The sequence below is a fragment of the Sphingomonas sp. GW821-FHT12D09 genome (genome assembly GCF_058807215.1).
Map to the genome: position 1 here is coordinate 357,178 of NZ_JBXAQL010000001.1, position 14,012 is coordinate 371,189.

Genomic DNA, 14,012 nt, shown 5'->3' on the forward strand with positions numbered 1-14,012 from the left:
CTCGGGCGTACTATCTTGATGGTGGAGGCGATGATGACCGAAGCGTTGAAGAAAGTTCGCCCGAGCGATTTGCCGACCAAGCGCGTACGCGCGCCTGACGGCAAGGTCGTGCAGATGAAGGTCGTGCAGTCCGAAAGCGAGACTTTGGCAGAGGATCTGCTCGCCGCTTTCCGCTCCAATGTGCGCCGAGTGACGGCGGAACAGCGGAAGCAGCGTGCCGCTGACAACGCCGCGTAGGCCCGAACGGCCGATTTTCTGGATTGTCGCCGGGCCAAATGGCTGCGGCAAGAGCACCTTCTACAATCGCACCGACATCGAAGGCTGGGGAGGCTCGGTCTGGATCATCAATCCGGACCTGCTGACCGCCAAGATCGTCGAGCGCGAGCGGACCGACCTCGAAGCTGCAAATCTCGTCGCTGTGCAGCGAATCGAGCGCTGGCTTGAAACCTCGATCGACGCCTATCAGACGATTGGCGTCGAGACGGTGCTGTCGTCAGGCAAATATCGTCGCTTGGTTGAACGCGCGCACGATCGCGGCTTCGAAGTCCGCATGATCTATATCGTGCTTGCGTCGCTCGATCTGCAGTTGTCCCGAATACGTCGCCGCGTGGCGGACGGCGGGCATGACGTACCCGCCGACAAGGTAGCGACGCGACGGACGCGCTCTTTCGAGCAACTTGCCTGGTTTGCGCAGCACGTCGATCGGTGCTGGATCTTCGACAATTCGTCGGGCGAACCTGATCTCATGGCGGTGAAGGGGACCGGGAGTGCGCTCCTGCAATTCAGGGCACTTCCCTTCGATCTTGAGATGGTGCTGTTGCAATCGAAAGTCGATCTGCGGCCACGCAACCGATAGGTTTGCCAATCGCCCGTTTGGGTGGCTAAAGCGCCCGCATGTCCGAACTCCCCAAGACCTTCGACCCCGCCGAGCTGGAATCCCGCTGGTACGCCCACTGGGAAGCAAATGGCCTGTTCCGACCGACACGCGACGGCGCCGACCCGTGGACGCTGGTCAACCCGCCGCCCAACGTGACCGGCAGCCTGCATATCGGCCATGCGCTCGACAATACGCTGCAGGACATCCTGGTCCGCCATGCGCGGCTGAAGGGCAAGGACGCGCGCTGGGTGGTCGGCACCGATCACGCCGGCATCGCCACCCAGATGGTCGTCGAGCGCCAGCTCAACGCCAAGCAACAGAAGCGCACCGACTTCACGCGCGAGGAGTTCGTCGCGAAGGTCTGGGAGTGGAAGGAAGAGAGCGGCGGCGAGATCACGCAGCAGCTCCGCCGCCTCGGCTGCTCGATGGACTGGTCCGAAGAGCGCTTCACCATGGACGAGGGCTTCTCCAAGGCCGTGCTCAAGGTGTTCGTCGAGCTGCACAGGCAGGGTCTGCTCTACCGCGACAAGCGCCTGGTGAACTGGGATCCGGGCCTCGGCACCGCGATCAGCGACCTCGAGGTTGAGACCAAGGACGTCAAGGGGAGCTTCTGGCACCTGAAATACCCGCTCGCCGACGGATCGGGCCATATCGAGGTCGCGACCACGCGCCCCGAGACGATGCTCGCCGATATGGCGGTGGCGGTGAACGCCGAGGATACGCGCTACACCGCCTTGGTCGGCAAGATGGTCAAGCTGCCGATCACTGGCCGCCTGATCCCGATCGTCACCGACGAGCACGCCGATCCCGAGCTCGGTTCGGGCGCCGTGAAGATCACCCCGGGGCATGACTTCAACGACTTCGAAGTCGGCCGCCGCGCCGGGATCGAGGCGCGCGACATGCTCAACATGCTCGACGCCAAGGCGCGGATCACGCAGACCAGCGACGGGCTGATCCCCGACGACCTGCTGGGCCTAGACCGGTTCGAGGCGCGCAAACTGGTCGTAGCGCGGCTCAAGGAAGAAGGCTTCCTGATCCCGCACGTCGACAAGGACGGCGAGGAGCATGACGCCGAGCCGCGCACGATCGCGACGCCGTTCGGCGATCGCTCGGGCGACGTGATCGAGCCCTGGCTGACCGACCAATGGTATGTCGATGCCGCGACGCTCGCCAAGCCGGCGATCGAGGCGGTCCGCTCCGGCGCGACGAAGATCGTCCCGAAGAGCTGGGAAAAGACCTATTTCAACTGGATGGAGAACATCCAGCCCTGGTGCGTCTCGCGCCAGCTCTGGTGGGGGCACCGGATCCCGGCTTGGTTCGCCGAGGATGGCGGCATCTATGTCGCCGAGACCGAAGCGGAAGCCCAGGCGCAAGCCGGGGAGGGTGTGAAGCTCGTTCAGGACAATGACGTCCTCGATACTTGGTTCTCCTCCGCGCTCTGGCCCTTCGCGACGATGGGTTGGCCGGAGAATCCCGATCCCACGCTCGGCGGGCGTTATCCCAACGATGTGCTGATCTCGGGCTTCGACATCCTGTTCTTCTGGGATGCCCGGATGATGATGCAGGGCCTGCAGTTCATGAAGGCGGTGCCCTTCAAGACGCTGTACCTGCACGGACTGGTCCGTGCGGCGGATGGGCAGAAGATGTCCAAGTCCAAGGGCAATGTCGTCAATCCGCTCGGGCTGATCGACAATTACGGCGCCGACGCGCTGCGCTTCTTCATGGCGGCGATGGAAAGCCAGGGCCGCGACATCAAGATGGATGAGCGCCGGATCGAGGGCTATCGCAACTTCGCGACCAAGCTGTGGAACGCCGCGCGCTTCGCCCAGTCGAACGGCATTGGCGCGAGCACCACGCTCGAGCCGCCCGCAGCCGAGCTGGCGGTCAACCGCTGGATCATCGCCGAGACGGTCGCCACCGTGCAGGCGCTCGACCTCGCGCTCGCCGACCTGCGCTTCGACGAGGCGGCGAACACGATCTACCAGTTCGTCTGGAGCCGTTTCTGCGACTGGTATCTCGAGCTGATCAAGCCGGTGCTCCAGGGCGAAGGCGCGGAAGGTGCCGAAGAGACCCGCGCGGTCGCTGGCTGGGCACTCGACCAGATCCTGGTCATGCTCCACCCGTTCATGCCCTTCATCACCGAAGAGCTCTGGTCGAAGATGGGCCCGCGCGAGCATGAGCTGATCGTGGCGCAGTGGCCGATGGCCGATGCGCGTTCGCTCGATCCTTCGGCCGCGCAGGAAATCGACTGGCTGATCCGGCTGGTGAGCGAGATCCGTGCCGCACGCACCGAGCTCAATGTGCCGCCAGGTGCTCGCCTTCCGATCAGCGTTTTCTCTGCTTCTGAGGAGACTTGGGCTCGATTGAAACGGAATGAAGCCGCCCTTGCGCGTCTCGCCCGAGTCGACCAACCCAGCGACAAGGTGCCAGCAGGCGGTGCACTGCAGATCGTCGTCGACGAAGCGACGTATGTACTGCCGCTTGGCGAAGTTATCGACATTGAAGCCGAGAAGGCTCGCCTGACCAAGGCGATCACCGCAGCCGAGAAGGAGCGCGATGGCCTCGCCGGGCGTCTCAACAACCCCAGCTTCGTCGAGCGCGCCAAGCCCGAAGCCGTCGAAAAGGCCCGCGCCGACCATGCCGAAAAGGCCGCCGAAGCCGAGCGGCTCTCGGCGGCGCTGGCGCGGCTGGGATGAATCCATAACCGTCATCCCGGCGAAAGCCGGGGCCCAGAGCCAAGCAGGACATCGCCTGTAACCCTGGGTCCCGGCTTCCGCCGGGATGACGAACAGAAGACGGGAACAAACCCGAAGGGGGAGGGGTCTAAGTCGCCATGCCTGCACCGCGTCACGACCTTACCCAGGGGCCGATCAGCCGCACCCTGCTTCTCTTCGCGCTGCCAACCCTCGGCTCGAACGTCCTCCAATCGCTCAACGGCTCGATCAACTCGATCTGGGTCGGCCGCTTCCTGGGCGAGCAGGCGCTGGCGGCGACGTCGAACGCCAACATCATCATGTTCCTGATGTTCTCGGCCGTGTTCGGCTTCGGCATGGCGGCGACAATCCTGATCGGCCAGTCGATGGGCCGGCGCGACGTCGAGGCGGCGCGGCGCGCCTTCGGATCGGCGATCGGCCTGGTCATGGGCGGCGCGGTGCTGATCGCGATCCTGGGCTGGATCTTCGCCCCGCAGATCCTCCATCTGCTGGCGACGCCCGGCGAGGCGCAGGCGATGGCGCTCGCCTATCTGCGCGTCATCTTCCTCGGCCTGCCCTTCGCGATGCTCGGCGTGCTCATCCAGATGAGCCTGCGCGGCACCGGCGATTCGATCACCCCGCTCTGGTTCATGCTGCTCAGCGTGCTGATCGACGCCAGCCTCAACCCGCTGCTGATCGAAGGCATCGGCCCGTTCCCGCGCATGGGCATTGCCGGCTCGGCCACCGCCACGCTGATCGCCGGCCTGGTCTCCTCGCTGGGCCTGCTGGTCTATGTCTATGCGCGCGACCTGCCGATCCGCCTGCGCGGCGCGGAGCTGCGCTATCTGCTCCCCGAAAAGGCGCTGATCCGCACGATCGTCGCCAAGGGGCTGCCGATGGGCGCGCAGATGCTGGTGATGTCCACCGCCGGCCTGTCGATGATCGGGCTGGTCAACCGGCTGGGGGTCGACACCGCGGCGGCCTATGCAGTCTCGCAGCAGCTCTGGACCTATATCCAGATGCCCGCGATGGCGATCGGTGTCGCGGTATCGAGCATGGCTGCGCAGAATATCGGTGCGGGCAAATGGGAGCGGGTGAATGCGATCACCCGTTCGGGCCTGGTCTACAACACTGCGATCACCCTGGTCGTGATCGGCGCGATCATCCTGTTCGACCGGCCGGTGATGGCGCTGTTCGTCGGCAGCGACTCGCCCGCGATCCCGATCGCCCGCCATATCCAGCTGCTCGCCAGCTGGACCTTCGTGATGTTCGGCGCGACCATGGTGCTGTTCTCCACCGTCCGTGCCAACGGCGCGACCATTCCGCCGCTGGTGATCCTGGCGATCACGCTTTTCCCGATCCGCTTCGGCTTCGCGATCCTGGGTCAGCGCTGGTTCGGCCCCGATGCGCTGTGGCTGGCCTTTCCGCTCGGTTCGGCCTGCTCGCTGGTCCTCGCCGCGCTCTATTTCCGCTATGGCGGCTGGCGCAGCGAAATCCTCGCCGTGCCGCCCGAGCCGGAAGAGGCCGAGGAGCATGCGCATGGTACCGGCGAGCCCGCCGGACGCTTGCAACCCAATGGCTGACGGCGCATCAGCGCCGCATGAGTCACTATCCCGCGCTCCGCCTCCGCCGCACCCGTGCTTCCGAGTGGAGCCGCCGGATGCACGCCGAGACCGTGCTCACCCCGGCGAACCTGATCTGGCCGCTGTTCGTCACCGAAGGCGATGCGGAGGAGCCGATCGCCTCGCTCCCCGGCGTCTCGCGCTGGGGCCTGAAGGGTATCGTCGAGCGCGCCCGCGAAGCCCGCGACCTCGGCATCCCCTGCCTGGCGCTGTTCCCCAATACCCCACACGCGCTGCGCACCGATGACGGCCGAGAGGCGCTCAATCCCGACAATCTGATGTGCCGCGCGATCCGGGCGATCAAGGATGCGGTGCCTGATATCGGCATCCTCACCGACGTCGCGCTCGATCCCTATACCGCGCACGGCCATGACGGCATCGTCGACGCGCAGGGCTATGTACTCAACGACGAGACCAGTGCGGTGCTGGTCGATCAGGCCTTGGTCCAGGCCGAGGCGGGGGCGGACATCGTCGCCCCTTCGGACATGATGGACGGCCGCGTCGGTGCGATCCGCGCCGCGTTGGAAGCGAACGGCCATGTCAACGTCCAGATCATGGCCTATGCCGCGAAATACGCTTCGGCCTTCTACGGCCCGTTCCGCGACGCGGTCGGCTCGCGCGGGCTGCTGAAGGGCGACAAGAAGACCTATCAGATGGATCCGGCCAATGCCGAGGAAGCGCTGCGCGAAGTCGCGCTCGACATCGCCGAGGGCGCGGACAGCGTGATGGTCAAGCCGGGGTTGCCCTATCTCGACATCATCCTGCGCGTGAAGAGCGAGTTCCAGGTGCCGGTCTTCGCCTATCAGGTGAGCGGCGAATACGCGATGATCGAGGCCGCCGCGGCTGCCGGGGCAGGAGAGCGCGAGGCGCTGGTGCTTGAAACCCTGATGGCCTTCCGCCGCGCCGGCTGCTCGGGCGTGCTGACCTATCACGCGCCACTGGCGGCGAAGCTGCTGGGATCGCTTTTTTTATCGTCACCCCGGCGAAGGCCGGGGCCCAGGCTTTCTCCGCGTTGACGCTTGGGGCTCTGGGTCCCGGCTTTCGCCGGGATGACGGCGAAACAGGATGATCGCCACCGAACGCCTCCTCCTCCGCCCTTGGCGCGAGGCGGACAAGCCTGTGTTCCACGCGCTCGCCAACACCCCGGCGATGATGGCGCATTTCGGCGGCCCGGTGCCTCAGGCGAAGCATGATGCCATCATCGACAAGATGATCGACCAGCAGAGGCGCTTCGGCCATTGCATGTGGGCTGTCGAGATGCGCGAGACCGGCGAGATGGCCGGGGTCTGCGGCGTGCGCATTGGCGGCCACCCGGACACGCCGGTGCCCGAGGAACTCGAGATCGGCTGGCGTATCGGCGAGAAGTTCTGGGGGCAGGGCATTGCTCGCGAGGCCGCGGAGGCGAGCATCGCCTGGAGCTGGGCCAATACCGACCGGGCGCGCATCGCCGCCTGGACGATGATCGGCAACACCCGTAGCTGGGGCCTGATGGAGCGCCTCGGCATGCGCCGCCGCGCCGATCTCGACTTCATCCACCCCGACTATGCCCCCGAAGATCCCTTCGGTGCCATGATCGTCTACGCGATCGACCGCCCGGCATGATCGGCACCGCACGCCTGCGGCTGCGGCCCTGGGTGCGCGGGGATCGCGCGGCGTTCGAGGCCCTGGTCAACACGCCTGCGATGATGGCGCATCTCGGCGGCCTCAAGTCCTCCGCAGGGATCGACGCGATGTTTGACAAGCGCATCAATGATCAGGCCGCCCATGGCTGTACCTATTGGGCGACCGAGCTGCGCGACACCGGCGAACTGATCGGCAGCTGCGGCATCCGCATCGCCAGCAATTATGGCGAGGATCTCGCCATTGCCAACATGCCCGAGATCGGCTGGCGGATCGGCGAAGCGCATTGGGGCACGGGCTATGCCCGCGAAGCCGCCGAAGCGAGTATCGCCTGGGGCTGGGCGAACCTAGACGCACCGGCGATCGGCGGCTGGACGACGATCGAAAACCGCGCCAGCTGGGGTCTGATGGAGCGGCTCGGCATGGTCAGACGCCCCGATCTCGACTTCCGCCTGCTTGGCTTTCCACCCGAAGACCCGGTGGGCGCGATGATCGTATACTGGCTGGAGCGCCCCCAATGATCGAGACCGACCGGCTGATCCTGCGTCGCTGGCAGGACAGCGATCGCCCCGCCTGGCAGGCAATGCGCCTGGAGCCCATGGTCATGGAATTCCTGCCGCCGATGCGCGAGGCGGATGCCGATGCCGCCATGGAGCGCCAGAACGCGATCCTCGACGCGCACGGCCATTGCTTCTGGGCAGTCGAGCGCAAGGAAGACGGCGCGTTCCTCGGCTTTTGCGGCCTCAAGCCCGGCCCCGAAGGCACCCCGCTTCATGGCGAGACCGAGATCGGCTGGCGGTTCGCGCCTGCTTACTGGGGCAAGGGCTTTGCGCGGGAAGCCGCGCAAGCCAGCCTCGACTGGGCCTGGTCCAGTCTCGACGTCCCGACAGTCGCCGCGATGACCGTGCTCGGCAACACGCGCAGCTGGGGCCTGATGGCGCGCTTGGGCATGACGCGCGTTCCCGAGGACGACTTCATCCATCCTCAGGCACCCGAATGGCTGAACCCGCACATCACCTATCGGATCGCGCGGCCTGCCTGAGGGCGACCAATCATGCGCGCGCCCGGAAGAATGCACGCCGCAAGCCCTTTACTAGTAGGATTTCCTCTGCTTGCGTCCGCGGCATGATCGCGTCGCCCCACTTCATGCGCCTTTCGACTGCCCATTCGCGTCAGGCGGGGAGGGGAAATCGGGAGCCCCGTAGCCTCAACTTCGTAAACTTCCGCCCGCGGTTCAGCCACCGGCAAGGCGAGTCGCCTCACAGCGGTTGGGGAGTCTGAAGGGGTGGAGGGTGCGATCGACGAAGTGACGCCGCCGGGCGACCGACTCCGCTGGCTGTTCGTCGCCGCGATCCTTGCTGGTTCCTTCCTGCTCTTCCTCGTCCAGCCGATGGTCGCGCGCATGGCGCTGCCCCAATTGGGCGGCGCGCCGGCGGTGTGGAACAGCGCGATGCTGGTCTATCAGGCGCTGCTGCTTGGCGGCTACGCCTATGCCCATTGGCTCGGCCGCGTGCCGCCACGGATGCAGGCGACGATCCATCTCGCCGTGCTGGTCGGCGCAGCGCTGTGGCTGCCGATCGGCGTGATCGCGATGGAGCTGCCCGGCAGTGCCGAGCCTGCGCTTTGGGTGCCGTGGCTGCTCGTCGCCTCGATCGGGCCGCTCTTCTTCGCGATCTCGGCCCAGGCGCCCTTGCTCCAGCGCTGGTACAGCATCGCCAGCCATGGCCGCGATCCCTATGCGCTTTATGCCGCCTCCAATATCGGCAGCTTTGGCGGGCTGATCGCCTACCCGCTGATCGTCGAGCCCAATCTGGCCCTCAAGGGGCAGAGCTGGCTGTGGACCGCCGGCTATGTGCTCGTCCTGCTGCTCATCGCCGGCTGCGCCTCCCGCCTGCCGCGCCGGGCCGATGACGAGCCCCATGTCGCGCACCATACGCCGGCGCCGCCCTGGCGCCTCGTGCTCCACTGGATCGCGCTCGCGCTGGTCCCCTCGGGACTGATGCTGGCGACCACGACCTTCCTCACCACCGATATCGTCGCCGTGCCGATGCTGTGGGTGCTGCCGCTCGGCCTCTACCTGCTCAGCTTCTCGGTGGCCTTCCGCGACGATGCGGTGCTGCCCGAGATCCTCACCAAGTTCGCGCCGGTGATCATCCTGATGTTCGGCGCCACGCTGATCGCCGGGCACCAGAAGCTCGCCTATCTGAACGCGATCATCGGCCTGCTTCTGTTGTTCACCGTCTCGGTGACGCTGCACGCCCGCATGTACGCGCTGCGCCCGGCGCCGGACAGGCTCACCGGCTTCTATCTCGCCATGTCGGTCGGCGGTGCGCTTGGCGGGGTGTTCGCCGGCCTGATCGCACCGATCCTGTTCGACTGGACCTATGAATATCCGCTGCTGGTCTTCGCCGCCGGCGCGCTTTGCCCGCAGATCTTCCTGATCCCGGCCATCGGGGCGCTATGGCGTCAGAACGCCAATCTCAAGACGCTGATCCTGGCGCTGGCGGTGGCGGGCATCGTCTGGGTGGGAATCGCCAATCCCGGCGGCTGGCTGGGCGAGATGCACGAGCAGATCGCCTTTGTGCTCGTCGCCGCGCTCGGGCTCGTCGCCATTGGCCGCCGTCCGGCCTTTCTCGCCGCGCTCGCCGGTGGGCTGATCCTGTTCGGCGGGTACCGTGCGATCCAGCTCTCGCTCACCGATGCCCGCACGCGCAGCTATTTCGGCGTCTATACCGTCACCGACTATGCCAATGAGCGCCAGCTTGCCCATGGCACGACACTCCACGGCGTCCAGCTCAAGGGCGCATTGTCGACGCACCCGACTACCTATTACGTCCCTGGTTCGGGCGTAGGGCAGGCGATGCAGGCGCTGCCGGATCTCTACGGAACCGCCGCGCGCGTCGGCGTGGTCGGCCTCGGCACCGGCACGCTCGCTTGCTATGCCAGGTCCGGCCAGAGCTGGCGTTTCTTCGAGATCGACCCTGCGATCGTCAGGCTGGCCCGTGATTCGGGCAAGTTCAGCTTCCTCAGCCAATGCGCACCCCAGACGCGGATCTCGATCGGCGACGCCCGCGTCCGCCTCACCGAATCGCCGAGCGCCAGCCTGGACCTGCTCGCGCTCGATGCCTTCTCGTCGGACACGGTGCCGATGCACCTGCTCACCCGCCAGGCCTTCGCCACCTATGGCAGGGTGCTCGCCCCCAACGGCCTGCTCCTCGTCCATATCTCCAACCGCTTCATGGCACTGGCCCCGGTAGTCTCGGCGGCGGCGCGCGACGGCGGATGGCACGCGATCCGCCTGTCCTACGAGCCTGAGCCGCATTTCGTCGCCGGAATGCGCCCCGGCGGCGGCACGCAGGTCGACCAGATCGAGTTCGAAGCCGAATCAGCCTCCGAATGGATCGCTCTCAGCCATGACGACGCGGTGCTGCACCGCCTCGCCGGGCGTGGCGGTGGCTGGCGGCAGCTGGGCAGCTGGCCGGGCTTTCAGCCCTGGACCGACGATTATGCCTCGGTGATCCCCGTGCTGCGCCTGCTTCACCCGGAGCTGGCGGAGGACTAGCCGCCGGTGCCGCCCAGCGCGGCTTCGAGCGAATCGATCTTGGCCTGCTGCGAATCGGCGGCCTTGTCCGCATCGGCGACCGCGGCATTCAGGGCAGGATAGGGCGGCAGCCCGTTGACGCCGCGCTGTGTCGCCAGCTCTTCCAGGTCCGCCAGTGCCGCCACGGCGGGCCGGCGCAGGTCGGCAAGCCCGCCCATCGCCACTTGCGCCTGCAGCCAGGGCTCGGAGCCCGCTGGCGTGCCGCGCGACACTGCGATCTTGGCTTCGGCATCCTGCGCGCCTGCCGTGAAGGCCTTGGCCCCTGCATCCAGGCTCGCGCGGATATCGGCGATCTGCTTGTCGAGCGCCGCATCGGGAGACGCCACCGGCACGGGCCGATCGGGCTCGGCAAGGGGTGTTTGCTCGATCGGGCGGGGCAGCAACGAGGGGTAACGCCCCGAAGGCTGGGTGCAGCCGGCGAGAGCAGTGAGGCTGAGCAGCAGAATAAATCGCATGGAAGTGCCTTATGCCTGTGGAAAACTGCACGCAACGGCTTGCGCGATCCAAAAACCGCTTCTAAAGGCACCCCTCCAATGCGCGCCCGTAGCTCAGCTGGATAGAGCATCAGACTACGAATCTGAGGGTCGGACGTTCGAATCGTTCCGGGCGCGCCATTAAAAACCCCGCTAGGCCAACGGCTTAGCGGGGTTTTTATGTTTTGGGCCTCAGCGAAGCCGAATCAGGCAGTCGGCGGATTGCCGGGCAGGATCACTGTCACGCGCAGGCCGCCGATCGGCGAGCGGCTCGCTTCGATCCGCCCATGATGCGCCTCGACGATCGCCCGGGCCGTCGCCAGGCCGAGGCCCGATGCCGCTGATTCGTCCGCACGGTCGGAGCTGCGGTAGAACGGCTCGAACAGCCGCTGGGCCAGCATCACGTCCACGCCGGGGGCATTGTCGTCGATGATCAGGCGCCAGGCATCGCGCGAGCTTTCCAGCCCCAGCACGATGCGGCCGTTCTTCGGCGTATAGCGCAGCGAATTGTCGATCAGCGCGCTGAACAGCTGCTCGATCCGGGCGCCGTCCCATTTCACGATCACGGTATATTCGGGCAGCGTGCTCGTCTCGAGCCGCACGCCCTGCGCCTCGGCACGCTTTCTGTCGGCATAGATGGCATTGTGGATCAGCGCGCGCGGATCGACCGAGGCGAAGGTGACCGGCAGGCGGCCGAGATCGGCCAGCGCCACGGCGTTCAGATCCTCGGCCATGTGGATCAGCCTGCGAGTATCCTCCTCGATCGCGCCGATCAGCTCGGGCGGGAGCGGCGGCTCGACCTGGCAGAGCTTGATGAAATGCTCGCCCATATTCTCGGTGGGGTTCTTGAGCTCCCCCGAGATCGAGACGAGCCAGGTCCGCCGCGCCGTCTCGAGCCGGCTGAACTGGCTGGCGATCCGGCGCAGATTGCGCATCGTCGCGACGATCTCGGCGGGGCCCTCCTCTTCGAAGTACAGCTCGAGGTCACCGTTCACCACGTCGCGGCTCAGCCCGTAGAGCTGCAGCTGCGGGCGGGACCAGCGCCGCGCGAAGACATAAGCCGTCACCAGCAGCAGCACGAACAGCACCACCACGATCGCCGCCACGCCGATATATTGGGTAGCGAGCACGCGCCGGTCCCGATCGGAAAGCTCGGGCGGACGCACGATCTTCGCCGTCGCCACGGTGCGGCCGTCGACCACCACGGGGCGCTCGGCGCGCGGCGTGACGCTGGAGGTGGGGCCGGAGATTGCCTGACCCTGCGCATCGATCAGCAGCACGCGCCCCGCGAGTGGACCGGATTGCTGCGCGACCTGATCGAGCGGGCGGCCCGCGCGGGCGGCCTCGGCGACCGTCTGGACATAGGCATCGAGCCGCTCATCCTCGCGTTGCGCGAGTTGCGCCTGCTGGCCCTCGTGCATCACGAACACCATCAGCCCGCCCGGAACGATGGCGGCGAGCAGCGCCTGCGCCGCAAGGGTGGAAAATATACCCGGAAACAAACGCACGCGCTTACAATCTCCCCAGATTCCGTCCGGCGTAGCCCCCGCCTGTTACAGACGCAAATCCTCGCTCATTCCGGAACGTCGAAGCTGTCGAGTATCTTGCCGCCGGCCATGAACACCGCGATCGGGCAGGCTGCGAACAGCAGCCATCCGCCATAGCCGGGAAACTGCCCGAGATAGTGTACCCCGCGCTCGGTGGCGCCGCAGGCGAGGCCGTAAATCACGAGGAAGGCCTCGAATTTGGTCTTGATCACGAACAGTCGGCCGAGGCGGTGAAGCATGAAGGAGATTAAGCAAGCGCCGGGCCAACCGCGGAAATCCGCGGTTTCGGGGAAACGGACTTGGTTACCTGTCAATTAATTCGACAGTTCCCAATGCTTCGAACAGCGCACGGCGCGCGGCCTCGAACTGCGCGACCAGTGCCGGGTCGCCGATCGTATCGAACGGTATCGCCTCCGGCCAATGCGCTTCGATCACCGCGCCGATGCGGTCGAGCTTGGCGTCGTCGACCAGGAAACGCGGATCGACCGTCGCCGGATCGCAGACCACGCGCAGCCTAAGGCAGGCGGGACCGCCGCCATTGGCCATGGATTGGCGGACATCGACCACTTCGAGCCGCCGGATCGGGCCATTGCCCGCGACATGCTCCTGGAGCCAGTTCCACACGCTCGGCGTCTCGCGCGCCTCGCCGGGCAGCACCAGGGCCATCTCACCCGAGGGCAGCGTCACAAGCTGGGCGTTGAACAGATAGGACTTGATCGCATCGCCAAGGCTGACCTGGGCCGCCGGCACTTCGACGATCTCCACTTCGGGCAGCATCGCGCGCAGATCGGCGTAGAAACGATCCTTGTCGGCAAAGGCGTGTTCGTGTGCGAACAGCACCCGCCCGTTCGCCACCGCGACCACGTCATTGTGGAACGCACCCGCGGCGATCGCTTGCTCGGATTGCTGGACGAAGACCACCCGTTCGAGCCGGTGCTTGCGCGCCACCGCGGCGCTCGCGTCGGGATGCTGGCGGGCAGGGAAGGGGCCGCCCGAGATGCCATAGACGAACACCTCGACGCCCGGCGCATCATGGCTGGCGGCGAGCCGCATGTGATTGGCTGCGCCTTCGTCCCCGAACGGCGCCGGCACCGGGCCGTGCACGGTGAAGGCGGGGTGGGCAAAGGCGAGGCGGAGCTGCGCCAGCGTCTCGGGCCATTCATGGCTGCGATGCGGCATCGTCACCAGATTGGCGACGCTGAGATGGCATTTGCCATCGGCGGTATCGGGCGCCGGCGAGACGGTCGCCGCATTCGCCGCCCACATCGGCGAAGCGGAGAGTGCCTGCGCCTGGGTGTGGAGCGGTGCATCCTCGAAACGCGTGCCCAGGCTGGCGAGCCAGCGATGGTCGGGGCGGGCATGCGGCAACAGGATACCCTGGGTCAGCCCCAGCGCCAGGTTCGCGCGGATCTTGGCGATTCCCTGCAGCGCCGCTGCACGCGGGTCCGAGGTCCCGCCCCGGTTACGCGCCGCCGCGAGGTTGCCGTGGCTCAGCCCCGCATAATTATGGCTCGGGCCGATGATCCCGTCGAAGTTGATCTCGGTCAGCATGCAATTCCTCCCCAGCTTGCTGGGGGAG

General features: G+C 66.4%; 13 protein-coding genes and 1 tRNA gene. 10 read left to right on the forward strand and 4 right to left on the reverse strand.

Annotation, left to right across the window (positions count from 1 at the left end; translation table 11 throughout):
- The first annotated feature begins 33 nt into the window (after positions 1-33).
- The 9 genes from AC1RPL_RS01720 to AC1RPL_RS01760 all read left to right on the forward strand — a co-directional run bounded on the left by AC1RPL_RS01720 (position 34) and on the right by AC1RPL_RS01760 (position 10,374).
- Complete coding sequence (locus AC1RPL_RS01720; RefSeq protein ID WP_493067527.1) at positions 34-237, forward strand: hypothetical protein; 204 nt, start codon at positions 34-36, stop codon at positions 235-237.
- Positions 215-856 (forward strand): ATPase, encoded by a 642-nt coding sequence (locus tag AC1RPL_RS01725; RefSeq protein ID WP_493067528.1) that lies wholly within the window; start codon positions 215-217, stop codon positions 854-856. Before AC1RPL_RS01720 ends, AC1RPL_RS01725 begins: the two co-directional genes overlap by 23 nt.
- Before the next feature lie 38 nt (positions 857-894).
- Positions 895-3,573: a valine--tRNA ligase gene (locus tag AC1RPL_RS01730; protein WP_493067529.1), complete on the forward strand. Its 2,679-nt coding sequence runs from the start codon at positions 895-897 to the stop codon at positions 3,571-3,573.
- A 137-nt stretch (positions 3,574-3,710) separates the two neighbouring features.
- Complete coding sequence (locus AC1RPL_RS01735) at positions 3,711-5,153, forward strand: MATE family efflux transporter (RefSeq protein WP_493067530.1); 1,443 nt, start codon at positions 3,711-3,713, stop codon at positions 5,151-5,153.
- 17 nt (positions 5,154-5,170) lie between these two features.
- Entirely contained in the window at positions 5,171-6,208 is a 1,038-nt protein-coding gene (gene hemB, locus AC1RPL_RS01740) for a porphobilinogen synthase (protein ID WP_493067531.1), read from the forward strand.
- 49 nt (positions 6,209-6,257) lie between these two features.
- Positions 6,258-6,794, forward strand: coding sequence for a GNAT family N-acetyltransferase (locus AC1RPL_RS01745; RefSeq protein WP_493067532.1), 537 nt, complete (start codon positions 6,258-6,260; stop codon positions 6,792-6,794).
- The gene (locus AC1RPL_RS01750; RefSeq protein WP_493067533.1) at positions 6,791-7,333 is read left to right on the forward strand and encodes a GNAT family N-acetyltransferase; all 543 of its coding nucleotides are present in this window, start codon (positions 6,791-6,793) and stop codon (positions 7,331-7,333) included. Before AC1RPL_RS01745 ends, AC1RPL_RS01750 begins: the two co-directional genes overlap by 4 nt.
- A complete protein-coding gene (locus AC1RPL_RS01755) occupies positions 7,330-7,854 on the forward strand; it encodes a GNAT family N-acetyltransferase (protein ID WP_493067534.1) in 525 nt (174 codons plus the stop codon). Before AC1RPL_RS01750 ends, AC1RPL_RS01755 begins: the two co-directional genes overlap by 4 nt.
- A 243-nt stretch (positions 7,855-8,097) precedes the next feature.
- On the forward strand, positions 8,098-10,374 hold the full coding sequence (locus AC1RPL_RS01760; RefSeq protein ID WP_493067535.1) for a fused MFS/spermidine synthase: 2,277 nt from the start codon (positions 8,098-8,100) through the stop codon (positions 10,372-10,374).
- Here AC1RPL_RS01760 and AC1RPL_RS01765 read toward each other — a convergent pair.
- Positions 10,371-10,868, reverse strand: coding sequence for a hypothetical protein (locus tag AC1RPL_RS01765; protein ID WP_493067536.1), 498 nt, complete (start codon positions 10,866-10,868; stop codon positions 10,371-10,373). The genes AC1RPL_RS01760 and AC1RPL_RS01765 overlap by 4 nt on opposite strands.
- 82 nt (positions 10,869-10,950) lie before the next feature.
- Between AC1RPL_RS01765 and AC1RPL_RS01770 the strand changes: the two genes are divergently transcribed.
- Positions 10,951-11,027 (forward strand) — tRNA-Arg (locus AC1RPL_RS01770).
- Positions 11,028-11,092: 65 nt separating this feature from the next.
- Here the strand turns inward: AC1RPL_RS01770 and AC1RPL_RS01775 are convergent.
- The 3 genes from AC1RPL_RS01775 to AC1RPL_RS01785 all read right to left on the reverse strand — a co-directional run bounded on the left by AC1RPL_RS01775 (position 11,093) and on the right by AC1RPL_RS01785 (position 13,984).
- Positions 11,093-12,394, reverse strand: a complete 1,302-nt coding sequence (locus tag AC1RPL_RS01775) for a sensor histidine kinase (RefSeq protein WP_493067537.1) — start codon at positions 12,392-12,394, stop codon at positions 11,093-11,095.
- Positions 12,395-12,459: 65 nt separating this feature from the next.
- The gene (locus tag AC1RPL_RS01780) at positions 12,460-12,672 is read right to left on the reverse strand and encodes a hypothetical protein (protein ID WP_493067538.1); all 213 of its coding nucleotides are present in this window, start codon (positions 12,670-12,672) and stop codon (positions 12,460-12,462) included.
- A 64-nt stretch (positions 12,673-12,736) separates the two neighbouring features.
- Positions 12,737-13,984 carry an N-succinylarginine dihydrolase gene (locus AC1RPL_RS01785; RefSeq protein WP_493067539.1) on the reverse strand — a complete coding sequence of 416 codons (1,248 nt, stop codon included), beginning with the start codon at positions 13,982-13,984 and terminating at the stop codon, positions 12,737-12,739.
- Positions 13,985-14,012: the final 28 nt, after the last annotated feature.